21 protein-coding genes are annotated in these 18,993 nt (G+C 69.5%); 6 read left to right on the top strand and 15 right to left on the bottom strand.

Annotated elements, in window-relative coordinates:
- Nucleotides 1-164 precede the first annotated feature (164 nt).
- Both AC4FS1_RS02820 and AC4FS1_RS02815 read left to right on the top strand, forming a co-directional pair.
- Nucleotides 165-434, top strand: a complete 270-nt coding sequence (locus tag AC4FS1_RS02820; RefSeq protein WP_491152457.1) for a hypothetical protein — start codon at nt 165-167, stop codon at nt 432-434.
- Nucleotides 435-511: 77 nt separating this feature from the next.
- On the top strand, nt 512-1,603 hold the full coding sequence (locus AC4FS1_RS02815) for a GNAT family N-acetyltransferase (RefSeq protein ID WP_491152455.1): 1,092 nt from the start codon (nt 512-514) through the stop codon (nt 1,601-1,603).
- On the opposite strand, the gene mutM is transcribed toward AC4FS1_RS02815, so the two are convergent.
- The 6 genes from mutM to AC4FS1_RS02785 form a co-directional block, all read right to left on the bottom strand.
- A complete protein-coding gene (gene mutM / locus AC4FS1_RS02810; RefSeq protein WP_491152453.1) occupies nt 1,560-2,507 on the bottom strand; it encodes a bifunctional DNA-formamidopyrimidine glycosylase/DNA-(apurinic or apyrimidinic site) lyase in 948 nt (315 codons plus the stop codon). The genes AC4FS1_RS02815 and mutM overlap by 44 nt on opposite strands.
- A complete protein-coding gene (gene rnc, locus AC4FS1_RS02805; RefSeq protein ID WP_491152451.1) occupies nt 2,500-3,189 on the bottom strand; it encodes a ribonuclease III in 690 nt (229 codons plus the stop codon). The genes mutM and rnc overlap by 8 nt, the downstream gene beginning before the upstream one ends.
- A 17-nt stretch (nt 3,190-3,206) precedes the next feature.
- Nucleotides 3,207-3,416 carry a 50S ribosomal protein L32 gene (gene rpmF, locus AC4FS1_RS02800; RefSeq protein WP_484509023.1) on the bottom strand — a complete coding sequence of 70 codons (210 nt, stop codon included), beginning with the start codon at nt 3,414-3,416 and terminating at the stop codon, nt 3,207-3,209.
- Nucleotides 3,417-3,418: 2 nt separating this feature from the next.
- Complete coding sequence (locus AC4FS1_RS02795; RefSeq protein ID WP_491155631.1) at nt 3,419-3,919, bottom strand: YceD family protein; 501 nt, start codon at nt 3,917-3,919, stop codon at nt 3,419-3,421.
- Between the two features lie 104 nt (nt 3,920-4,023).
- Nucleotides 4,024-4,521, bottom strand: a complete 498-nt coding sequence (gene coaD, locus AC4FS1_RS02790; protein WP_491152449.1) for a pantetheine-phosphate adenylyltransferase — start codon at nt 4,519-4,521, stop codon at nt 4,024-4,026.
- A gap of 25 nt (nt 4,522-4,546) precedes the next feature.
- Nucleotides 4,547-6,712: an ATP-dependent DNA helicase RecG gene (locus tag AC4FS1_RS02785; RefSeq protein ID WP_491152447.1), complete on the bottom strand. Its 2,166-nt coding sequence runs from the start codon at nt 6,710-6,712 to the stop codon at nt 4,547-4,549.
- A 60-nt stretch (nt 6,713-6,772) separates the two neighbouring features.
- Between AC4FS1_RS02785 and AC4FS1_RS02780 the strand changes: the two genes are divergently transcribed.
- Nucleotides 6,773-7,357, top strand: a complete 585-nt coding sequence (locus AC4FS1_RS02780; RefSeq protein WP_491152445.1) for an RsmD family RNA methyltransferase — start codon at nt 6,773-6,775, stop codon at nt 7,355-7,357.
- Here the strand turns inward: AC4FS1_RS02780 and thiL are convergent.
- Nucleotides 7,327-8,310 carry a thiamine-phosphate kinase gene (gene thiL / locus AC4FS1_RS02775; protein WP_491152443.1) on the bottom strand — a complete coding sequence of 328 codons (984 nt, stop codon included), beginning with the start codon at nt 8,308-8,310 and terminating at the stop codon, nt 7,327-7,329. The two genes, AC4FS1_RS02780 and thiL, sit on opposite strands and share 31 nt — an antisense overlap.
- Before the next feature lie 34 nt (nt 8,311-8,344).
- Here thiL and AC4FS1_RS02770 point away from each other — a divergent pair, with 34 nt between their 5' ends.
- A complete protein-coding gene (locus AC4FS1_RS02770; protein ID WP_491152441.1) occupies nt 8,345-8,821 on the top strand; it encodes a DUF3515 family protein in 477 nt (158 codons plus the stop codon).
- Nucleotides 8,822-8,888: 67 nt separating this feature from the next.
- Here the strand turns inward: AC4FS1_RS02770 and AC4FS1_RS02765 are convergent, their stop codons facing one another.
- From AC4FS1_RS02765 to AC4FS1_RS02735, 7 genes are all read right to left on the bottom strand, one after another.
- Nucleotides 8,889-9,974, bottom strand: coding sequence for a D-alanine--D-alanine ligase family protein (locus AC4FS1_RS02765; RefSeq protein ID WP_491152438.1), 1,086 nt, complete (start codon nt 9,972-9,974; stop codon nt 8,889-8,891).
- A complete protein-coding gene (locus AC4FS1_RS02760) occupies nt 9,874-10,986 on the bottom strand; it encodes an NAD(P)H-dependent glycerol-3-phosphate dehydrogenase (RefSeq protein ID WP_491152435.1) in 1,113 nt (370 codons plus the stop codon). The genes AC4FS1_RS02765 and AC4FS1_RS02760 overlap by 101 nt, the downstream gene beginning before the upstream one ends.
- Nucleotides 10,987-10,999: 13 nt before the next feature.
- Entirely contained in the window at nt 11,000-11,767 is a 768-nt protein-coding gene (locus tag AC4FS1_RS02755; protein ID WP_491155630.1) for a lysophospholipid acyltransferase family protein, read from the bottom strand.
- Nucleotides 11,764-13,134: a UDP-N-acetylglucosamine 1-carboxyvinyltransferase gene (murA, locus tag AC4FS1_RS02750; protein WP_491152434.1), complete on the bottom strand. Its 1,371-nt coding sequence runs from the start codon at nt 13,132-13,134 to the stop codon at nt 11,764-11,766. Before murA ends, AC4FS1_RS02755 begins: the two co-directional genes overlap by 4 nt.
- A gap of 61 nt (nt 13,135-13,195) precedes the next feature.
- Nucleotides 13,196-13,792, bottom strand: coding sequence for a 3-isopropylmalate dehydratase small subunit (gene leuD / locus AC4FS1_RS02745; protein WP_491152433.1), 597 nt, complete (start codon nt 13,790-13,792; stop codon nt 13,196-13,198).
- Nucleotides 13,792-15,339 (bottom strand): 3-isopropylmalate dehydratase large subunit, encoded by a 1,548-nt coding sequence (gene leuC / locus AC4FS1_RS02740; protein WP_491152431.1) that lies wholly within the window; start codon nt 15,337-15,339, stop codon nt 13,792-13,794. The genes leuD and leuC overlap by 1 nt, the downstream gene beginning before the upstream one ends.
- A 247-nt stretch (nt 15,340-15,586) precedes the next feature.
- The gene (locus tag AC4FS1_RS02735) at nt 15,587-16,600 is read right to left on the bottom strand and encodes a TerC/Alx family metal homeostasis membrane protein (RefSeq protein WP_491152429.1); all 1,014 of its coding nucleotides are present in this window, start codon (nt 16,598-16,600) and stop codon (nt 15,587-15,589) included.
- 257 nt (nt 16,601-16,857) lie between these two features.
- On the opposite strand from AC4FS1_RS02735, the gene AC4FS1_RS02730 reads away from it, so the two are divergent.
- Both AC4FS1_RS02730 and AC4FS1_RS02725 read left to right on the top strand, forming a co-directional pair.
- Entirely contained in the window at nt 16,858-17,415 is a 558-nt protein-coding gene (locus AC4FS1_RS02730) for an RNA polymerase sigma factor (RefSeq protein ID WP_491152428.1), read from the top strand.
- Nucleotides 17,412-18,521, top strand: a complete 1,110-nt coding sequence (locus AC4FS1_RS02725) for a DUF4349 domain-containing protein (RefSeq protein ID WP_491152426.1) — start codon at nt 17,412-17,414, stop codon at nt 18,519-18,521. Before AC4FS1_RS02730 ends, AC4FS1_RS02725 begins: the two co-directional genes overlap by 4 nt.
- A 13-nt stretch (nt 18,522-18,534) precedes the next feature.
- Here the strand turns inward: AC4FS1_RS02725 and AC4FS1_RS02720 are convergent, their stop codons facing one another.
- The gene (locus AC4FS1_RS02720) at nt 18,535-18,939 is read right to left on the bottom strand and encodes a glucose-6-phosphate dehydrogenase (protein ID WP_491152424.1); all 405 of its coding nucleotides are present in this window, start codon (nt 18,937-18,939) and stop codon (nt 18,535-18,537) included.
- Between the last annotated feature and the right edge of the window lie 54 nt (nt 18,940-18,993).

The raw sequence follows: 18,993 nt of genomic DNA, 5'->3' as shown, positions 1-18,993 counted from the left end.
ACCCACCCCCGGGGGAAGACTCCGCCTTTTCGGCGGGGTCGATCACCGCGCGGGTTTCGTCGCCGCCCTGTGCGACTCCGCGTCGCCCATTCCCGTCGCACTTCTCTGCGGCCATCCGCCCGACTCCGGGCACGCCCCTTTCCTTCGCTCGAAAAGAAACAGCCATGAATACCACCCTTCCGCGCGTACGGGCTCTGGACTCCGAGAACCAACGCACGCTCAACGACCTGCGGTCGCTCCCGCAGCCTCTCTCAGCGATCGACCGGCTGTCGCTGCGGGTCGGGCTGTGGCTCCTGTTGCGGAGCACACGCAGCACGGCCCTCCCCCTCCCGGAGCACGCCGACCACACGCGGCGCCTCGCCGCCCTCCGCGATCGGGAGCTCCGCGAGCGCGCGGGACAGAAGCTCGCGGCTCTCCTCACGGTGCGCACCTGACCTTCGCTATCCGCGCCGGGGACTGCAGGTTCTGCGGTCCCCGGCGCACCGATCCACTCCGACGAAAAGACATTCCGATGAGCACCACCCCGGCCGGCCTCGAGCTGCGCCCGCTGACCCTGCCCACCACCATCGACGACGACGACGCCGCCGACTTCATCGAGATGGTTCGCGTGCGCAACATCGTGTACGAGGAGATCTCCGGACACGGCGACTTCCGTCTGGCTCCGCAGGAGTTGCTGCCCGCGTACGCCCCCGACCCCACCGAACTGCGGCTCGTCTGGGTGGCCGTGCTGGACGGCGAGATCGTCGGCCGCGTGGGCGTCGACATCCCCCGCGAGCCCGGATCCCGCGTGGCTTACTGGCTGATCGAGCTGCGCCGCGCGGTGTGGGGACGCGGGATCGGCACCGCCGCCTATGACCTCGTCGAGCGCACCGCCCGCGGCCATGGGCGCACCGTGCTGCAGTCGTGGGCGCAGCATCCGGAGGCCGAAGGCCCGCGCATCTCGTCACCGACCGGTTTCGGCAGTATCCCGCACGACCACGCCGCGCGGTTCTATCTCCGCACCGGCCATTCGCTCGAGCAGGTCGAACGCAACAGCGCCCTCGACCTGGCTGATCCGCAGCTGCGTCGCCACCTGGACGGGCTGCTCCAGGACGCCACCCGGGCTTCCGCGGGATATCGCGTCGTTCAGTGGCAGCTTCCGACGCCGCCGGAGTTCGTCGACGGCTACGCGTGGATGAAGTCGCGGATGGCGACGGATGTGCCGGCGGGGATGCTCGAGTTCGACGAGGAGACGTGGGATGCGGACCGCCTGCGGCGCCACGAGCGGGTCTACCTCGACGCAGGCAGAACGATGCTCGTCACGGCGGCGCAACACGTGGACTCGGGCGACGTCGTGGCTTTCAACGAGCTCGTCATCGGGAACGACCCCACGCAAGCCACGTCGCAGGAGGACACGCTCGTCCTCTCCGAGCACCGCGGCCACCGGCTGGGCATGCTGGTCAAGTGCGCGGCGCTTCTCGCGTGGCTGGACATCGCCCCGAACTCGCCGCGGGTGCTGACGTCCAACGCCGAGGAGAACCGGCCCATGCTCAGCATCAACGAAGCGATCGGGTTCGCGCCTATCGCCTACGAGGGAGCGTGGAAGAAGGTTCTTGCGGACTGACCGTCCGCGCGTGCGGGAGTCGCTGGCAGCGCGGGCAGTAGTGGCTCGAGCGGTTCATGAACGATGCGCGCACGAGGGGCCGGCCGCATCGTGGACAGGGCTTGCCGGTGCGGCCGTAGGCGTTCAGCGAATGGGCGAAGTATCCCGCTTGGCCGTTGACGTTCACGTACTGCGCGTCGAAGCTCGTCCCGCCCTCGGCGAGGGCCTTGTCCAGGACCGCACGCACCTCGGCCAGCAGGCGCCCGACGGCGCGTGCGGACAGGCTCCGCGCCGGCGTCTCAGGGTGAAGGCGGGAGGCCCACAGTGCCTCATCGGCGTAGATGTTGCCGATGCCGCTCACGGTGGTCTGATCCAGGAGCACGCGCTTGATGCCGGAGTTCTTGCGGGCCAGTGCCGCGCGGAAACGACCCTCATCGAAGGCAGGGTCGAGCGGGTCACGGGCGATGTGCGCGACCTGCACCGGCACCTCCGCCCGCTCGCTCCCGCGTCCGCCGGGAGCACCGTCGGGGGTCGGCACCAGGTCGTCGATGGCGAGCGAGCCGAACGTGCGCTGATCGGCGAACGCCACCGCAAGCTCGCCGTGGTCGGGATGCTCCACATCGATGCGGATGCGCTCGTGCCGCTCCGGTGCCGCACCGGGCGTCCGCAGCAGCAGCTGGCCGCTCATCCCGAGGTGCGCGATGACCGCCTCCGAATCGTCCGCCAGCGGCAGCCAGAGGAACTTCCCCCGCCGCGCCACGCCTTCGATGGTCCGGCCGATGAGCGCCGCTTCGAACGCCTCCCCCGGTGCGTCGTGGCGAGTCAGTGCCCGCGGGTCGCGTACCGACACGCCGGCGATACGGGCTCCGGTCAAGGCGGGAGCGAGACCGGCACGAACGACCTCGACTTCCGGGAGTTCAGGCATGGGCGCTGAGCTCACGCCATGCGGTGAGGGCGGCAGCCATCTCGGCCTGCTTCTTACTGGATCCCTCTCCCACCCCGGCGAGTTCGCCCACGAGCACGGTCGCGGTGAAGCGCCGGTCGTGGTCGGGCCCGCGGGCGTCGACCTTGTAGGCGGGGGCAGAAAGTCCGCGCCGCGCGGCAAGCTCTTGCAGGCTGGTCTTGGGATCCATCGCCGCGCCGTAGCGGTCGGGATCGGCCAGCAGAGGCTCGGTGAGGCGCAGCACCAGCGCCGTGGCAGCGTCGGGCCCGGCGGAAAGATACGTGGCGCCGATCACCGCCTCCATGGTGTCGGCCAGGATCGAATCCTTGTCGCGCCCCCCGGTGAGGTCTTCGCCTCGGCCGAGCAGCAGATGGGCGCCGAGGCCGATGGCCCGCGCGATCTCCGCCAGCGCCACCGTGGACACCACACTCGCGCGCCGCTTGGCCAGTTCGCCCTCGTCCAGGTCGGGATGCTGCGTGAACAGCCGTACCGTCACCGCCTGCCCGAGCACCGAGTCACCGAGGAACTCGAGGCGCTCGTTATGCGCGATGCCGCCGTTCTCGTACGCGAACGACCGATGTGTCAGGGCCAGTGACAGAAGCTCGGGGTCGATGTCGACCCCGAGCTTCTCGGTGAGCGTCTTGCGCTGAGGTACGTCGGTCACGGCACATGCCGTAGACGTCAAACGTCAGCGACCTTGCGGCCCTTGTACTCGAGGAACAGCTCGGTGCCCTGCGAGTCGGTGACGACCTTCGCCTGGTGGGGACGGCTGTAGACGACCTTGCCGTTCTCGATCGTCTTGACCAGGGCAGTCGCCTTGGCCTTCCACTGCGCGCGGCGCGAACGGGTGTTGGAGCGGGATACCTTCCGCTTCGGGGGGTTACCTGCCATGGCTAACTCTTTCCTGTGTTCTGGACATCGTGGTGCGGTGCGTCGTCGCCGGGCTCTGGGGTGAATTGCTGCAGGGCGGCCCATCGAGGATCGACGGTTTCCTGCGGTCGTTCCTCGATGCTTCTGGTCAGTCGCTCACCCGTGGCCGGGTCGAGGCCGGGGCAATCCGGCTGACACACCGGCTGGAACGGAAGCGACAGAACCATCGCGTCTCGGACGAGAATTTCCAGATCCACACGGTCATCGCGAACCTCGAAGTCCTCCGCTTCATCCCCAGGATACGCGAAAAGCTCTTGGAACTCGACTTCGACCGGCTGGGTGATGTCGATGAGGCACCGTCCGCAGACGCCGGAGTACGTCGCATCCGCGATTCCGGACACGAGCATGCCCTCGTGCACCGACTCCACTCGCAGGTCGATGCCGATCGGCTCGCCCTCGGGTATGGAGACCAGTCCCTCGCCCCACTTCGTCGGGGCCGGGACCTCGAGCTCGAATTCGCGCATCTCCCCGGGCCGGCGAACGATGTCGCGGACGGCCACGGAGAAGGGTCCAGGTCGGGTTCTCACGGTCGTCCATGCTACCCGCGCCACGAGATGCGCGGGCCGAGTCAGGGCCGAGCGCCTCGGTTCAGGAAGCGGGAGACGGCCGGCGGGACGAAGGGGGACACATCTCCACCCAGTGCCGCCACCTGCCGCACGAGCGAACTGGAGACCATGGCGTGCGCAGGATCGGGCAGCAGGAACACCGTCTCCACGTGCGCCAGGTGGCGGTTCACGATCGCCATGGGCGTCTCGTACGCGACATCCACTTGCGACCGGATGCCCTTGACCAGCACTCCGGCGCCCACGTCGGTGGCGTAGTCCACGAGCAACCCCATGGTCCAGGATGCGACGACGATCTCGGCGCCGTCGAGGGCGCTGTCAGCGATCGACTGTTCCAGCAGTGTGAGCCGCTGGGCGATCGGCAGCATCGCCTCTTTGCCCGGGTTGTGCACCACGAGCACGTGCAGCTCGTCGTAGAGCGCCGCGGCGCGGCGGATCACGTCGAGGTGTCCGAGCGTCGGCGGGTCGAACGATCCCGGGACGACAGCGATCCGGCTGTTCATGCCACCACCCTATCGGCGCCGCCCGTCATCCCTTCGCCAGGGCCGCGCGCTCCTCCGCCCCGACCCGGCGTTCGATGGCCGCCGCCAGCCCCCGGTGACGCGTGAGCGCGGGATCCTCCGCGAGCACCGTCTCGGCCACAGCCCGCGCCTGGGTGATGAGATCCGCATCGGCGACCACGCGCAGCAGTCGCAGCGATGAGCGCGCGCCGGACTGGGCGGCACCCAGGACATCGCCCTCCCCGCGGAGTTCGAGATCGACTTCGGCCAGCTCGAACCCGTCCAGGGTGCGTGCCACGGCCTCCACGCGGGCGCGCGCCGGCGTGCCCGGCGAGGACTCCGTCACCAGGAGGCACAGTCCCGGTACGCCACCACGACCCACACGGCCGCGCAGCTGGTGCAGTTGCGACACACCGAACCGATCGGCTTCCAGGATGACCATGGTCGACGCGTTGGGCACGTCGACGCCCACCTCGATCACGGTCGTGGCGATGAGCACGTCGATATCGCCGCGGGCGTAGGCCTGCATGATGGCGTCCTTCTCGTCCGCCGGCATCTTGCCGTGCAACGTGGCGACGCGGATGTCGGCGAAGAGCGGATGCCGCGACAAGACGTCGGCGACCTGCACGACACCCCACCGCGTGCGGGAGACCTCCCCGGCATCGGATACGACGTCCTCCGCGGTGTCGTCTTCGGCTCCGGTGTCGGAATCGATGGCGGCGCACACGACGAAGGCCTGCCGTCCTTGCTCGACCTCCTCCGCAACCCGCTCCCACACGCGCGCGAACCACCCTGGTTTCTCGGCCACCGGAGCGACGAACGTCTGGATGCCCGCGCGCCCGGCCGGCATCGTACGGATGGTGGAGACATCCAAGTCGCCGAAGACGGTCATGGCTACCGTCCGCGGAATCGGCGTGGCCGTGAGGACCAGGGTGTGGGGCGCCGTTCCCTTGGCCCGCAATGCCTCGCGCTGGTCGACGCCGAAGCGGTGCTGCTCGTCCACGACGACCAGACCGAGGTCGGCGAAGGTCGTGGTCGCGCTGAGGAGCGCGTGAGTGCCGACGACGATGAGCGCCTGCCCCGAGGCCACCCGGAGTGCGGCCTTGCGCCGTTCGGCGGCGGAGAGCTGGCCGGTGAGCAGCGTCGGCATCAGCTGGGGCGCCAGCTGGGGCCCCAGCATCCGTGCGATCGAGCGCACGTGCTGTGCCGCCAGCACCTCTGTGGGCGCGATGAGCGCGGACTGCCCCCCGGATTCGGCGACCTGCAGCATCGCGCGCAACGCCACGAGGGTCTTTCCCGAGCCCACCTCGCCCTGGACGAGACGGTTCATCGGCCAATCCCCCGCCAGGTCTGCGGCGATCTGGTCTCCCACCGAGATCTGGTCGGGGGTGCGACCGAACGGCAGGGCAGCGTCGAAACTCTCCAGGAGTCCGCCTGCTGCGGCCGAACGCTTCGTCGCCGACAGCGCGCGGACGAACTGGCGCTGCTGGAGGAGCGCGGCCTGCAGCACGAACGCCTCGTGCATACGCAGGGTGGCGACGGCCGGTCCGACCTGGTCCTCGAAGTCAGGCCGGTGGATGCGTTCGAGAGCCGTCCGCGCATCCAGCAGCTGATAGCGGGCGCGGAGGTCGTCGGGAAGCGGATCGTCCACCTCATCCAGCCCGTCGAGCACGAGACCGATCGCCTTGTGAATGAGGGTGCTGGGCACGGAACTGGTCGCCGGATAGATCGGGATCGGCAGGTTCGCATGAGCCTCCGCGGCCAGCCGGGCCGTCTCGACGTCTTCGAAGAGCTCGTAGTCGGGGTGCGACAACTGCGTCGTCCCGCGGTACTCCCCCACCTTCCCCGAGAAGATCCCGCGCCGTCCGGGATGCAGATCCTTCAGCCGCCACGCCTGATTGAAGAAGGTCAGGGTCAGGCGCCCGTCGCCGTCGCTGATGACGACCTCGAGGATCGAGCCTTTGCGATTCTGCATGCGCCGCTCGCCGGCGCTGACGACTTCCGCGACGATGGTGACGGGCTCGCCGATCGGCAACGACGCAATCGGCGTCAGCTCGCCACGCGAGGCATAGCGACGGGGATAGTGCGTGAGCAGGTCTCCGACGGTCGCCATGCCGAACGCGCGCTCGAAGGCACTGGCGGTCTTGCCGCCCACGGCGCCATCCAGGCGCGAGGCGAGCGTGAGGCCGGGCATGCTTCGAGTCTAGGCACGAGCGGGGACACGGCCGGCTCCGCAGGTTTGTAGGGTGAGACGGTGACACGCATCATCGCCGGAGCGGCCGGCGGCACCGGCATCGCCGTACCGCCCACCGGCACGCGACCCACCAGCGACCGCGTTCGAGAGGCGCTCTTCAGCGCGCTGGATGCGGCGGACCTGCTGGAGGGCGCCCGAGTGGCCGACCTGTACGCCGGCTCCGGGGCGCTGGGCCTCGAGGCCGCCAGCCGGGGCGCGCTCAGCGTCGATCTCGTCGAGAACGCGTCGGGCGCCGCCTCCGTCATCCGGCGCAACGCCGACCTGGTGACCAGACCCCCCGGCGTCCGCGCCGTCGTCCGCGTGCACCGGACCGCGGTGGCCACGTTCCTCCGCGGCACCACCCGCGGACCCTACGACCTCGTCTTCCTCGACCCGCCGTACGAGCTCCCCGAGGCTGAGCTGACCGAAGCGCTGGGAGCTCTCGCGCCGCACGTGACCGCGGAGGCCGTGGTGATCGTGGAGCGCGCCCGCCGCTCCCCCGAGCCCGCCTGGGCGGACGCGGGGCTGGAGCTGCTGCGATCCCGGTCGTACGGTGACACCGTGACGTGGTGGGCTCAGCCGCGCGCGGAGTCCCAGTCCCGATAGGGATCCCATCCCCCACGGCCCGCCCACGCAGCACCGTCGACGGTCACCGCGTCCGCTCCGCGAGCGCGGACCGCGCCGATGCGCCGCCCCGGGCCACCGCTTCCCGCGGGAGCCGTCACCAGCAGCGCGTGGTCCTCACCACCGGAGAGCGCAGACTCCGGGTCCAATCCGAGCTCGGCCCGGTCCAGGTCGAGCGTTACGCCCGAGGCATCGGCCAGGCGCGCTGCATCCAGCGCCAGGCCGTCTGACACATCCATCATGGCGGTGGCCCCGGCCCCGGCGGCGGCGATGCCCGCCGCGATCGGCGGCACCGGCGCCAGTTGGCGCGCCACCGCGTGCGCGTCGGCCGGGGAAAGAGCGTCCAGGCCCTCGGGAGTCAGGGGAATGGGGTCGCCCGCCTCGTCGACGAAGCGCTCGAACAGCACGGCGAGACCCCGCGCGGCCACGCCGACGTCGCCGACGATGCGCACCTCGTCGCCGACACGCGCCCCCGACCGCAGCACCGGTCGGCGCCCGTCGAGGGAGCCGAGCGCCGTCACGGCGATCGTGAGCGTGTCGGAGACCGTGAGGTCGCCCCCCTCCACCGCGCACCCCGGTGCAAGCTCGGCACACGCGGCGGCCAGCCCGTCGGCAAGGCCGTCGACGAAACTCAACGGAGTCGCATCCGGCAGGGCCAGAGCCACCAGCAGCGCCGTCGGACGCGCGCCCATCGCGGCCACATCGGCCAGGTTGACGGCCGCCGCCTTCCAGCCGAGCTGGAACGCCGAGGACCAGGCGAGGCGGAAGTCGGGTCCGTGGACGAGGGTGTCGGTGGTGGCCACCACGCGGCCATCCGGCGCCGCGATCACGGCGGCGTCGTCGCCGGGACCGACCAGCGCAGCGGAGGCGGGGAACCGGGCCAGGATGCGCCGCAGCAGCTGACCTTCACTGATTGCGCCGACTGTTGCATCCACGCGACCACGCTACCGGGCGGGTTAGCCTGGACGTGTGATCCGTCTGCGCCGTCTGCTCGCCGCCGTGGCGCTCCCCGCCTCTCTGGCGCTCGCGATGTCGTCGTGTGCGGCGACGGTGTCGTTGGAAGCCGCCGACAACGCCGGGGATCCGGCCTGCGCGGATGTGTCCGTGCGGCTGCCCGACACCGTGGCCGGCGAAGAGCGGCGATGGACGGACGCGCAGGCGACCGGGGCCTGGGGATCGCCTGCCGCCATCATCCTGACGTGCGGCGTCGCGGAACCCGGCCCCTCCACCCTCCGGTGCGAGACGGTGGAGGGCGTCGATTGGCTCATCGACGAGTCGGACGCTGCCGACGATCGCTATCGGTTCACGACCTTCGGGCGTACTCCTGCGGTCGAGGTCTACCTCGATTTCGACGTGGTGGGAAGCGCGGACACCCTCCGCGCGCTCTCGCCGATCCTCGACCGTGCGCTCCAGAAGACCGATTCGGTCTGCACGCCCCGCGCCTGACCGTCGAGTCGCCAGCATCCGTCCCCTCGGGGCCGAAAATCGCGCGTTTCCTGGCGAGTCGATGGGCTCAGGCGCGAGCGAGGCCGTCCTCGATGAGCTCGGTGATGAGCTGCGGATAGGTCATCCCCGACTCGATCCAGCAGCGCGGGAACATGGAGATGGGAGTGAACCCGGGCATCGTGTTGACCTCGTTGACGAAGAACTCCGCGCCCGTGTAGAAGAAGTCCACGCGGGCCAGACCCTCCCCGCCCAGCGCCTCGAAGGCGCGCGCGGCGATGCGTTGCATCTCGGCCAACTCGCCGTCGCGGAGGTCGGCGGGGCACACCAGGTCGATGCCCGGCGCGTCGAGGTACTTGGCCTCGAAGTCATAGAAATCTCGGCCGCTGACGACGATCTCGCCGGCGACGCTCACGCGCGGCGACTCCCCATCGGCCCCCGGCAGCACGCCGCACTCGAGCTCGCGGCCGATGACCGCCTGCTCGACCAGCGCCAGCCCGTCCTCGGCGAACGCGACCTCCAGTGCGGGCTGCAACTCGTCCCACGACGTGACTTTCGATACGCCCACACTCGACCCTGCCCGGTTCGGTTTCACGAAGAGCGGGAGGCCGAGCGACGCGATCCGTCGCTCCCACAGGTCACGGTTGCGCGCCAGGTCGGCACGTGTGACGGCCACCCACGGCACGACCGGCACGCCGGCCGAGCGCAACACGGTCTTCGCCACGTTCTTGTCCATCCCGAGCGCCGACATGAGGACGCCTGCGCCGGCATACGGAAGGCTCAGCAGCTCCAGCATCCCCTGCACGGTGCCGTCCTCGCCGAACCGGCCGTGGAGGATCGGAAGTACCACGTCGACGTCGCCGAGCGAGCGCTCCCCCGACGCATCCACGACCGTCAGTTCGCGTGAGACGGCTGACTCGGGCCAGCGGATGCGGGTGCCGTTGTCGACGACCTCCGGGAGCCGGGCGGCATCCAGCGCGAACTTGTCCGGATCGTCGTCCTCGAGCACGTAGGCGCCGTCGCGTGTGATCCCGACGGGGATCACACGGTAGCGGTCACGGTCGATCGCCCGAAGCACGCCGCCCGCCGTCGCGGAGCTGATCGAGTGTTCGCTGGATCGACCGCCAAAGAGCACCACGACCGCCGGCTTGTCCATTCTGCGTCCTCTCGCCCGTGGGCTTGTCGTCGTCGGTGGTGAGGTGGGGGGCGATGTCGCGCGGATCCATCGTGCCGTCCAGCACCATCTTCACCTGCTCGACGATGGGCATGTCGACCCCCACTTCGCGTGCGAGCTGAAGCACCGGCGCCACCGATGCGAGCCCCTCCGCGGTCTGCTGCATCTGCTTGATGACGTCCGGAAGGGTGACCCCCTGGCCGAGCAGCCGGCCGGCCGTGTTGTTGCGGCTCAGGGGCGACTGGCACGTCGCGATGAGGTCGCCGAGTCCGGCGAGCCCCTGCAGCGTCTCGGGGTGCGCGCCCTGCGCGACGGCGAAGTCTGTCATCTCCACCAGGCCCCGCGTGATGATCGACGCCTTGGTGTTCTCCCCGTAGCCGACGCCGTCGACGATCCCGATCGCCACGGCGATGAGGTTCTTCAAGACCCCGCCGAATTCGGTACCGATGACGTCGGTGTTGACGAACGTGCGGAAATACTTGTTGCGGGCGCGGAGCGCCACGGCTTGGGCGGTGAGCTCACTCGTGGAGGAGATCACGGCCGCGGTGGGCTGCTCCCGGGCGATCTCGAGCGCCAGGTTCGGTCCGGACGCCACCGCGATCCGATCCGGGTCGCACTGGAGCTCCTCCTCGATGACCTGGCTCATGCGGAGCCCGGTGCGCTTCTCGACGCCCTTCATGAGCGACACGATGGGAGCCTGCGAATGTGCGAGCAGCGGGCGCACGGCCTTGAGGTTCTCGCGCAACGCCTGACTCGGCACCGACAGGTAGACCTGTTCGACCCCCTCCAGCGCTTCAGCGAGGTGCGAGGTCGCCGTCAGCGAGCGGGGAAGGTTGATGCCGGGGAGGTACTGGGTGTTCCGGTGGGCTTGGCGGATCTCTTCGGCCTGCTCCGGACGGCGTGACCACATGGTCACGTGCGCACCGCCGTCGGCGAGCACCTTGCCGAACGTCGTTCCCCAGCTTCCGGCGCCCAGAACTGCGACGCGCGGCATCGCCGCATCCTGCCTACGGCTCAAGGCGCCCCGTCTCGGTCTGCCCGTGCACGGCGGGGTTCCAGCGTTCGGTGGGTGCCGGGATGCCACGCAAGGGTTCGAGCAGTTCGGTGATCCGATCCATCACGACCGCCGTGGCCTCGGCGAGCACTGCGGGCTGGGCGCCGCGGTCGCGGAACGCGGAGAGATCGACCGGCTCGCCGACCACCAGACGCACGCGGCGACGAGGGGGCCACAGGCGGAGCTTGCCGTACCGGGGCATGATCTGCTGGACGCCCCAGTGCGCCACGGGGATGACGGGAAGACCGCCCGCGAGCGCGAGACGCACCGCCCCCGTCTTCCCGCGCATCGGCCACATGTCGGGATCGCGCGTGAGCGTCCCCTCCGGGTAGACCACGACGCCGCGTCCGCTCTTGACGAGAAGCTCGGCGTTGCGGATCGTCTCGCGAGCCGATGCTCCCGAGGATGCGCGCGCCACGGGCACCATCTTTGCCGCACGCATGGCCGCGCCCAGGACGGGCACGCGGAAGAGGCTCTCCTTCGCCATGAAACTCGGCGCGCGACCCATCCGCCAGACGGCCACGGCCACGATAAGCGGGTCCAGTTCGGAATAGTGGTTGGGCGCGAGGACGTACGCGCCCTCCGCCGGGAGATTCTCTTCGCCGGAGATCTCGATCTTTGCCAGGACGCCGACAGCGGGGACGATCAGGCCGCCCAGCAACCAGTAGGCGCTGGGCCGGGTCTTCTCGCTCGACCGGCGGCGGGTACGTGCCACGACTATCCGATGACGTCGAAGTCGGCACCCAGCGCGTCGAGCTTCGCCAGGAACTTCTCGTAACCCCGGCGGATGATGCCGATGTTGCGCACTACCGATTCGCCTTCGGCAGCGAGGGCCGCGATCACGTAGCTGTAGCCACCGCGGAGGTCGGGGACCACCACATCCGCCCCGTGCAGCGGCGTCGGGCCGTTGATCACGGCGGCCTGCTCCAGCAAGCGGCGGGGCACGCGGCGGTCGGGGCTGTCGATCCCCTGCGGGTGCACGACGATGTCGGCGCCCATCTGCACCAGCGCCTCGGTGAAGCCGAGGCGGTTCTCGTACACCGTCTCGTGGACCACGGACGTGCCCTCGGCCTGCGTGAGCGCCACGATGAGGGGCTGCTGCCAGTCGGTCATGAACCCGGGGTGCACGTCGGTCTCCACCATCACGGGCTTGAGCGTGCTGCCACGGCGGAACTGGATGCCGTCCTCGCGGACGTCGAACCACCCGCCGGCCTTGCGGAAGACATTGAGGAAGGTCAGCATCTCCTGCTGCTTGGCGCCGCCGACGAAGATGTCACCGTCTGTCGCCAGGGCCGCGCACGCCCATGATGCCGCCTCGTTGCGGTCGAAGATCGCGCGGTGATCGTACCCCCGCAGCGAGTCGACGCCCTCGATGAGGATGACACGGTTGGGCTCGTAGGAGATGATGGCGCCCATCTTCTGCAGGACGGCGATGAGATCCATGATCTCCGGCTCGATCGCCGCGCCGCGCAGTTCGGTGACGCCCTTCGCCCGTACCGCTGTCAGCAGCACCTGCTCGGTGGCGCCGACGCTGGGGTAGGGCAGGTCGATCTTGGCGCCGTGGAGTCCGTCGGGCGCCGAGATCCGGATCCCCTCGTAGCTCTTGTCCACGACGGCGCCGAAGGCGCGCAGGGCGTCCATGTGGTAGTTGATCGGCCGGTCGCCGATGCGGCAGCCGCCCAGGTCGGGAATGAGCGCCTCGCCGAGCAGGTGCAGCAGCGGACCGCAGAAGAGGATCGGGATGCGGCTCGCGCCGGCGTAGGCGTCGATCTCCTCGAAGTGCGCCGTGACGGCGCCGCTGGGGTCCAGGCGGATCTCGCCGTCCTCCGCGCCGTCTTCCACCCGGACGCCGTGCACCTCGAGGAGGGAGCGGACGATCTGAACGTCGCTGATGTCGGGGACGTCGCGAAGGATGCTGGGGGTCTCACCCAGCAGGGCCGCGACCATCGCCTTCGTCACGAGGTTCTTCGCACCCTTGACCTCGACCCGACCGGTGAGCGGCCGTCCGCCCCGGATGGAGAGGACCTCGCCGGATTCTCCTGCCGGTCCGGAGTAGGCGGTACCGGTGTCGGGGACGAGTGCTCTCATGCGGGGACCTCACTTGGTGTGGACGAGGGATGGGCGCCGGCCCTGGTGGGGCAGACGTGACTTACGGGACGGGCAGTGTCCGCGGGCGCCAAGCCTCGCGGCGAGCCTCGAACTGCGCGATCTTGTCTTCGCTGCGCAGAGTGAGCCCGATGTCGTCGAGCCCCTCGAGAAGCCGCCATCTAGTGTAATCGTCGATGTCGAACGGGACTCGGAGGTCGCCGAGTCGCGCTTCGCGGGCCTCGAGGTCGACCGTCATCGAGACGCCGGGATCGGCGTCGACTGCCGCCCAGATGCGGGCGAGATCGTCCTCGCTGATGACGCCGGTCACCAGGCCCTGCTTGCCGGCGTTGCCGCGGAAGATGTCGGCGAACTTCGGGCTGAGCACCACGCGGAACCCGTAGTCTCGGAGCGCCCAGACAGCGTGCTCGCGGCTCGACCCGGTGCCGAAGTTCGCGCCGGCGACGAGGATCGAGGCGGCTGAGAATGCCGGCTGGTTGAGGATGAACTCAGGGTCCTGCCGCCAGCTGGCGAACAGCGCGTCTTCGAAACCGGTCTTCGTGACCCGCTTGAGGTACACGGCGGGGATGATCTGGTCGGTGTCGACCGCGGAGCGCTTGAGGGGCAGGATGACCCCGGTATGCGTGAAGAACTTTTCCATCAGCGGTTCACCTCACCCTTCGTCTCCTCGCTGCGGTCGTCGGTCAGGGCGCCGTGGCTGCCGTTCGTTTCGCTCCGCTCGACCGTGAACCGTGCGCCCGGAGTGAGAGACGACGCGCCCACGAGCTCGTTCAGATCGCTCGGGCTGGACAGCGTGCCACGCACCGCGGTCGCGGCGGCCACGAGCGGCGACACCAGGTGGGTGCGTCCGCCCTTGCCCTGCCGACCCTCGAAGTTGCGGTTCGACGTCGACGCGCAACGCTCCCCCGGTGCGAGCTGGTCAGGGTTCATGCCCAGGCACATCGAGCACCCCGCATAGCGCCATTCCGCGCCGAACTCCTCGAAGATCTTGTCGAGGCCCTCGGCTTCGGCCTCCAGCCGCACGCGAGCCGAACCGGGGACGACCATCACGCGCACACCGTCCGCCTTCGTACGCCCGCGAATGATGGACGCGAAAGCGCGGAGGTCTTCGATGCGACTGTTCGTGCAGGAGCCCATGAACACCGCATCCACCGGCACGTCCTTGAGCGGCGTCCCCGGAACGAGGTCCATGTACTGCAGCGCGCGTTCCGCGGCGGCCCGGTCGCCCTCGTCGTCCATGGCAGCCGGGTCGGGCACGACGTCGCTCAGCGACACTCCCTGTCCGGGGTTCGTGCCCCAGGTCACGAAAGGTTCCAGCTCGGCGGCGTCGAGGAACACCTCGGCGTCGTGCACGGCGCCTTCGTCGCTGGGGAGCGTCCGCCAGTACGCGACGGCCTCGTCCCAATCCTGCCCTTGCGGCGCGTGCGGGCGGCCCTTCAGATAGGCGAAGGTCGTCTCGTCCGGCGCGACCATGCCGGCGCGGGCGCCGGCCTCGATCGACATGTTGCAGATCGTCATCCGCCCCTCCATCGAGAGGGAGCGGATGGCGGAGCCGCGGAACTCCAGCACGTAGCCTTGCCCGCCGTTGGTGCCGATCTTGGCGATGACGGCGAGGATGATGTCCTTCGCCGTGACGCCCGGCTTCAGCTCACCCTCGACAGTGATGGCCATCGTCTTGAACGGCTTCAACGGCAGCGTCTGCGTCGCCAGCACATGCTCGACCTCGCTCGTGCCGATACCGAAGGCCATCGCGCCGAACGCACCGTGGGTCGAGGTGTGAGAGTCTCCGCACACCACCGTGATCCCCGGCATGGTGAGCCCGAGCTGCGGGCCCACGACGTGCACGATCCCCTGCTCCTTGTCGCCGAGGGAGTGCAGACGGACGCCGAACTCCGCCGCGTTGTTGCGCAGCGTCTGGATCTGCGTGCGGCTGGTGAGGTCGGCGATCGGCTTGTCGATGTTGAGCGTCGGGGTGTTGTGGTCCTCGGTCGCGATCGTGAGATCGAGCCGTCGGACCGGTCGCCCTTCCGCACGCAGTCCGTCGAACGCCTGCGGGCTGGTCACTTCGTGGACCAGGTGCAGGTCGATGTAGATCAGGTCGGGCTCACCGTTGTGGCCCTTGACGACGAGATGGTCGTCCCACACCTTCTCCGCGAGAGTGCGGGGACGATCGGGAATGGACGTCATTTCGGGATGGGGGATGCCCATGGGTTCTGCCGTTCTCCTCGGATGGGATCAAGCCCGCGACAACTCCGCGACGAGAAAGGCCTGGTTACGAGGTCCCGTCGCGGCCGCTAAGGAGAAGGCGAGCGATCCGCACGCGCCCACGATACCACCGCGCCGCGGCCGATCGTCCGACAACGCACCCGCCACGCGGTTCACCCGCCCCGTTCTGCGGCGCTCTCGCTGCTCAGCCCGGGACGGGCGATCCAGATCAGCGGTCGCGCGTCGCGGCTGCCGCTGCCGCGCGCCGCTCGCGGGCGGAGGCGAGGAGGCTCGCGACGGTGGCCACGGCCATCGCGGCGACGATCACGACGAGCGACGCGCCCGTGGAGATCTCCGGCGCCCATTCGATGTGCTCGCCGCCGTTGATGAACGGGAGCTCGTTGACATGCATCGCGTGGAGCACCAGCTTCACACCGATGAACGCGAGGATGAACGCGATCCCGTAGTGCAGGTAGCGCAGGCGGTCGAGAAGGTCGCCGAGCAGGAAGTACAGCTGCCGGAGGCCCATGAGCGCGAAGATGTTGGCGGTGAAGACGATGAAGGCGCTCTGTGTGATTCCGAAGATCGCCGGGATCGAGTCGATCGCAAAGAGCAGGTCGGTGACCCCGATCGCGACGAACACGATGATCATCGGCGTCCAGATCTTCTTGCCGTCGACGACGGTGCGGATCTTGGAGCCGTCGTACTCGTCGCTGATGTCGATGGTGCGGCGTAGAAGACGCACGATGAAGTTCTCGCGCTTCGCGGTGTCTTCGTGCTCGCCGCCGGGGAAGGCCTGGCGGATCGCCGTGTAGACCAGGAACAGCCCGAAGAAGTAGAAGATGGGGCTGAAGTTCTCGATGACCGCCGCGCCGACGAGGATGAACGCGCCGCGCAGGACCAGGGCGATGATGATGCCCACCATCAGCACCTCCTGCTGGTACCGGCGAGGCACCGAGAACTGCGACATGATCAGCACGAAGACGAACAGGTTGTCGATCGAGAGGCTGTACTCGGTCAGCCATCCGGCGATGAACTGGCCCGCGTACTCACCCCCGGCGAAGATCCACATGAGCCCGGCGAAGATCAGCGCCAGCACCACATAGAACACGACCCACATCGTCGACTCACGCGTGGACGGGATGTGCGGCCGCTTGAGGATCAGCAGCAGGTCGGCGATCAGGATGAGCGTCAGCACGACGAGCGAGCCGATCTCGAACCAGAGCGGCAGTTCCAGGTCCATCGGGGCCTTTCAGAGGTGAGGGGTCGGCGGAATCCGAAAGTCTCTCCCCGCGACGCTTGTCGCGGCGCGTACCCGGGGCCCGAGGAAGAGCCCGTGATGACGGATGCGCACTGTCGGGATACTCCCTCTCGCGGCGTCGAGTCTATCGCCATGACCGCGGGCGCGAATGGACGTGAGACGATCGCGGCCGGTCGGACACCTTCTCAGTGAGAGACAATGATCCGGCGGCGCGGGGGCGCTTCCGGGGACGGGACCACATGACGCACGACCAGGTCGACGACGCGACGCTCGTGGCGCACGCCGCGGGCGGATCGGAGTTCGCGTTCCGCGCGCTCTACCAGGCGTATGTGCGACCGGTCTACTGGATGGCCCACCGCCTCCTGAGCAACGCGGCCGACGCCGAAGACGTGACGCAGGAGACCTTCGTCGTCGCGTGGCGGAAGCTTCCGCAGCTGCATCTTCAGGGCACGTCGCTGCTCCCGTGGCTCGCGACGATCTGTCGCCTGCAGGCCGCAAACAGGCTCCGCGCGCGCCGAAGGGACAGGGCACGGTCAACCGAACTGGACGAGAGCGTTCCTGCCACCATCGACGTCGAGCAGCAGGTGGTGGACGGCGCCACGGTGGCGGCCATCCTGCGGGAAGTGGAGGGTCTGAGCGAGCTCGATCGCGAGATCTTCCGTCTGTGCGCCGCCGAGGGGTACGCGTATCAGGCCGCCGCCGAAGAACTCGGCGTCGCGCACGGGGTCGTTCGGAACCGTCTCTCCCGCATCCGCACGCGTGTGCGAAGCGCTGTGACCGAGACGGAGAACGCATGAACACCACAGACGCCCAGCCCCCGGTGCTGCCCGCCCTCAGCGACGACCGCGTCGCCGGAATGGAGCGCGCCGTCTTCGCCCGGATCGCCGCGGACCGTGACCATGAGCGGCGGCGCCGGCGGCTGCGCTGGTCGGTCGGCGGGGCTGCGGCAGCCATCGTTCTCGTCGCGGCCGTGATCGCGCCGGGTGTCATGTCGTCGCTTTCCGGCGGGACAGGCGGAAGCTCGGCCGTCGCGCCCATCGACGACCGCGGAGAGGTCGAGTGGGGGGCTGTTCCCGAAGGGGCACAGGATGTCGCGGTCGACGACTCCCGAGGGGCCGTCGTGGCCGCCGAGGGCCTGGCGGAGACCGGTCGCGAGGTCATTTCCACCGCCTCGGCGACCGTCGTCGTGGAGGACGTCGCCGAAGCCGCCGCTGCTGTCGCCCGCGATGCCGAGGCACGCGGGGGCTATGTCGAGTCGCAGAACCTCGGCGCCGGCGGCGGGGATGCACGCAGCGGGCCCGACGGTTCGGAGATGCTCGTCTACCCCGCACCGGGCGCCACCGGCGAGGGGTGGGTCACCGTCCGGGTTCCGGCCGATCAGCTCGATGCCGCGATGGCGCAGCTGCGCGAAATCGGAGAGGTGACGTCATCCACCGTGTCGCGTCAAGACGTCACGGACCAGGCGATCGACCTACGCCCCCGGATCGCGTCCGGCGAAGCATCCGTCGCCCGGCTCACCGAACTCATGGCGCAGGCGGCCGACGTCGCTGACCTCATCGCCGCCGAAACAGCGCTGTCAGAGCGACAGGCGACTCTGGAATCGGACCGGCAGCAGCTTGCCTGGCTGGAGGGTCAGGTCGAGCTCTCCACGCTGAGCGTGCAGCTGACACCGCGATCCACAGCCGTCGAAGCCGACCCGGCGGGTTTCACCGATGGCGTCGTGGCCGGCTGGAACGGCCTCGTCGCGAGCCTCAACGGTCTCGTCATCGCGATCGGATTCCTGCTGCCCTGGATCGCTGTCGCCGCCGTCGCCGCCGCCGTCGTCTGGGGCATCGTGCGCCTCGTGCGGACCGCACGGCGTCGCCGCACCCGGACGTCGGGGCCCTCCGACCCCCGCTCCTGAGTTCGAGCGGGTTTCAGGCGACCTGTCGGCCGCACATGCCGCACTCACCCGTGGCAGACACCTCGACGAAGCAGTCCGGGCACATCGCCCGAACAGTGTCCGACGGCGCGGGGCGGCGGACGGGGGCCTCGGCGCGCGGAGCCCGGGGCTTCGACGAACGCGCGGGTCGCACCGGCGCGACGACGGCGGGCGGTGCCGGGGCGGCGGGGGTGTGCGCGCTGCAGTAGAAGCGGACATAGCCGGCGTGGTGGTTGGGGTGACGGTGCTTCACAACCCACAGCTCGGTGCGCGGAAGGGGATCGCCGGCCACGCCGCACGTGAAGCAGCGCGTCGGCTCGCCCGGAGCCGCCTCGGCCGCGGGGGTGGGTACGTCGAACGGGATCTCGTCCCGCCAATCCGATGACTGCACAACCCGCACGGCGTCTCCTCCTCGTTCGTCTCAACGGTACGCGACGCCGGTGGTGCCCGCGGC

It is taken from the genome of Microbacterium sp. Z12_35, from assembly GCF_058310475.1.
Note: the sequence above shows the minus strand (reverse complement) of the source record. Positions and strands in the feature narration are given on the sequence as shown.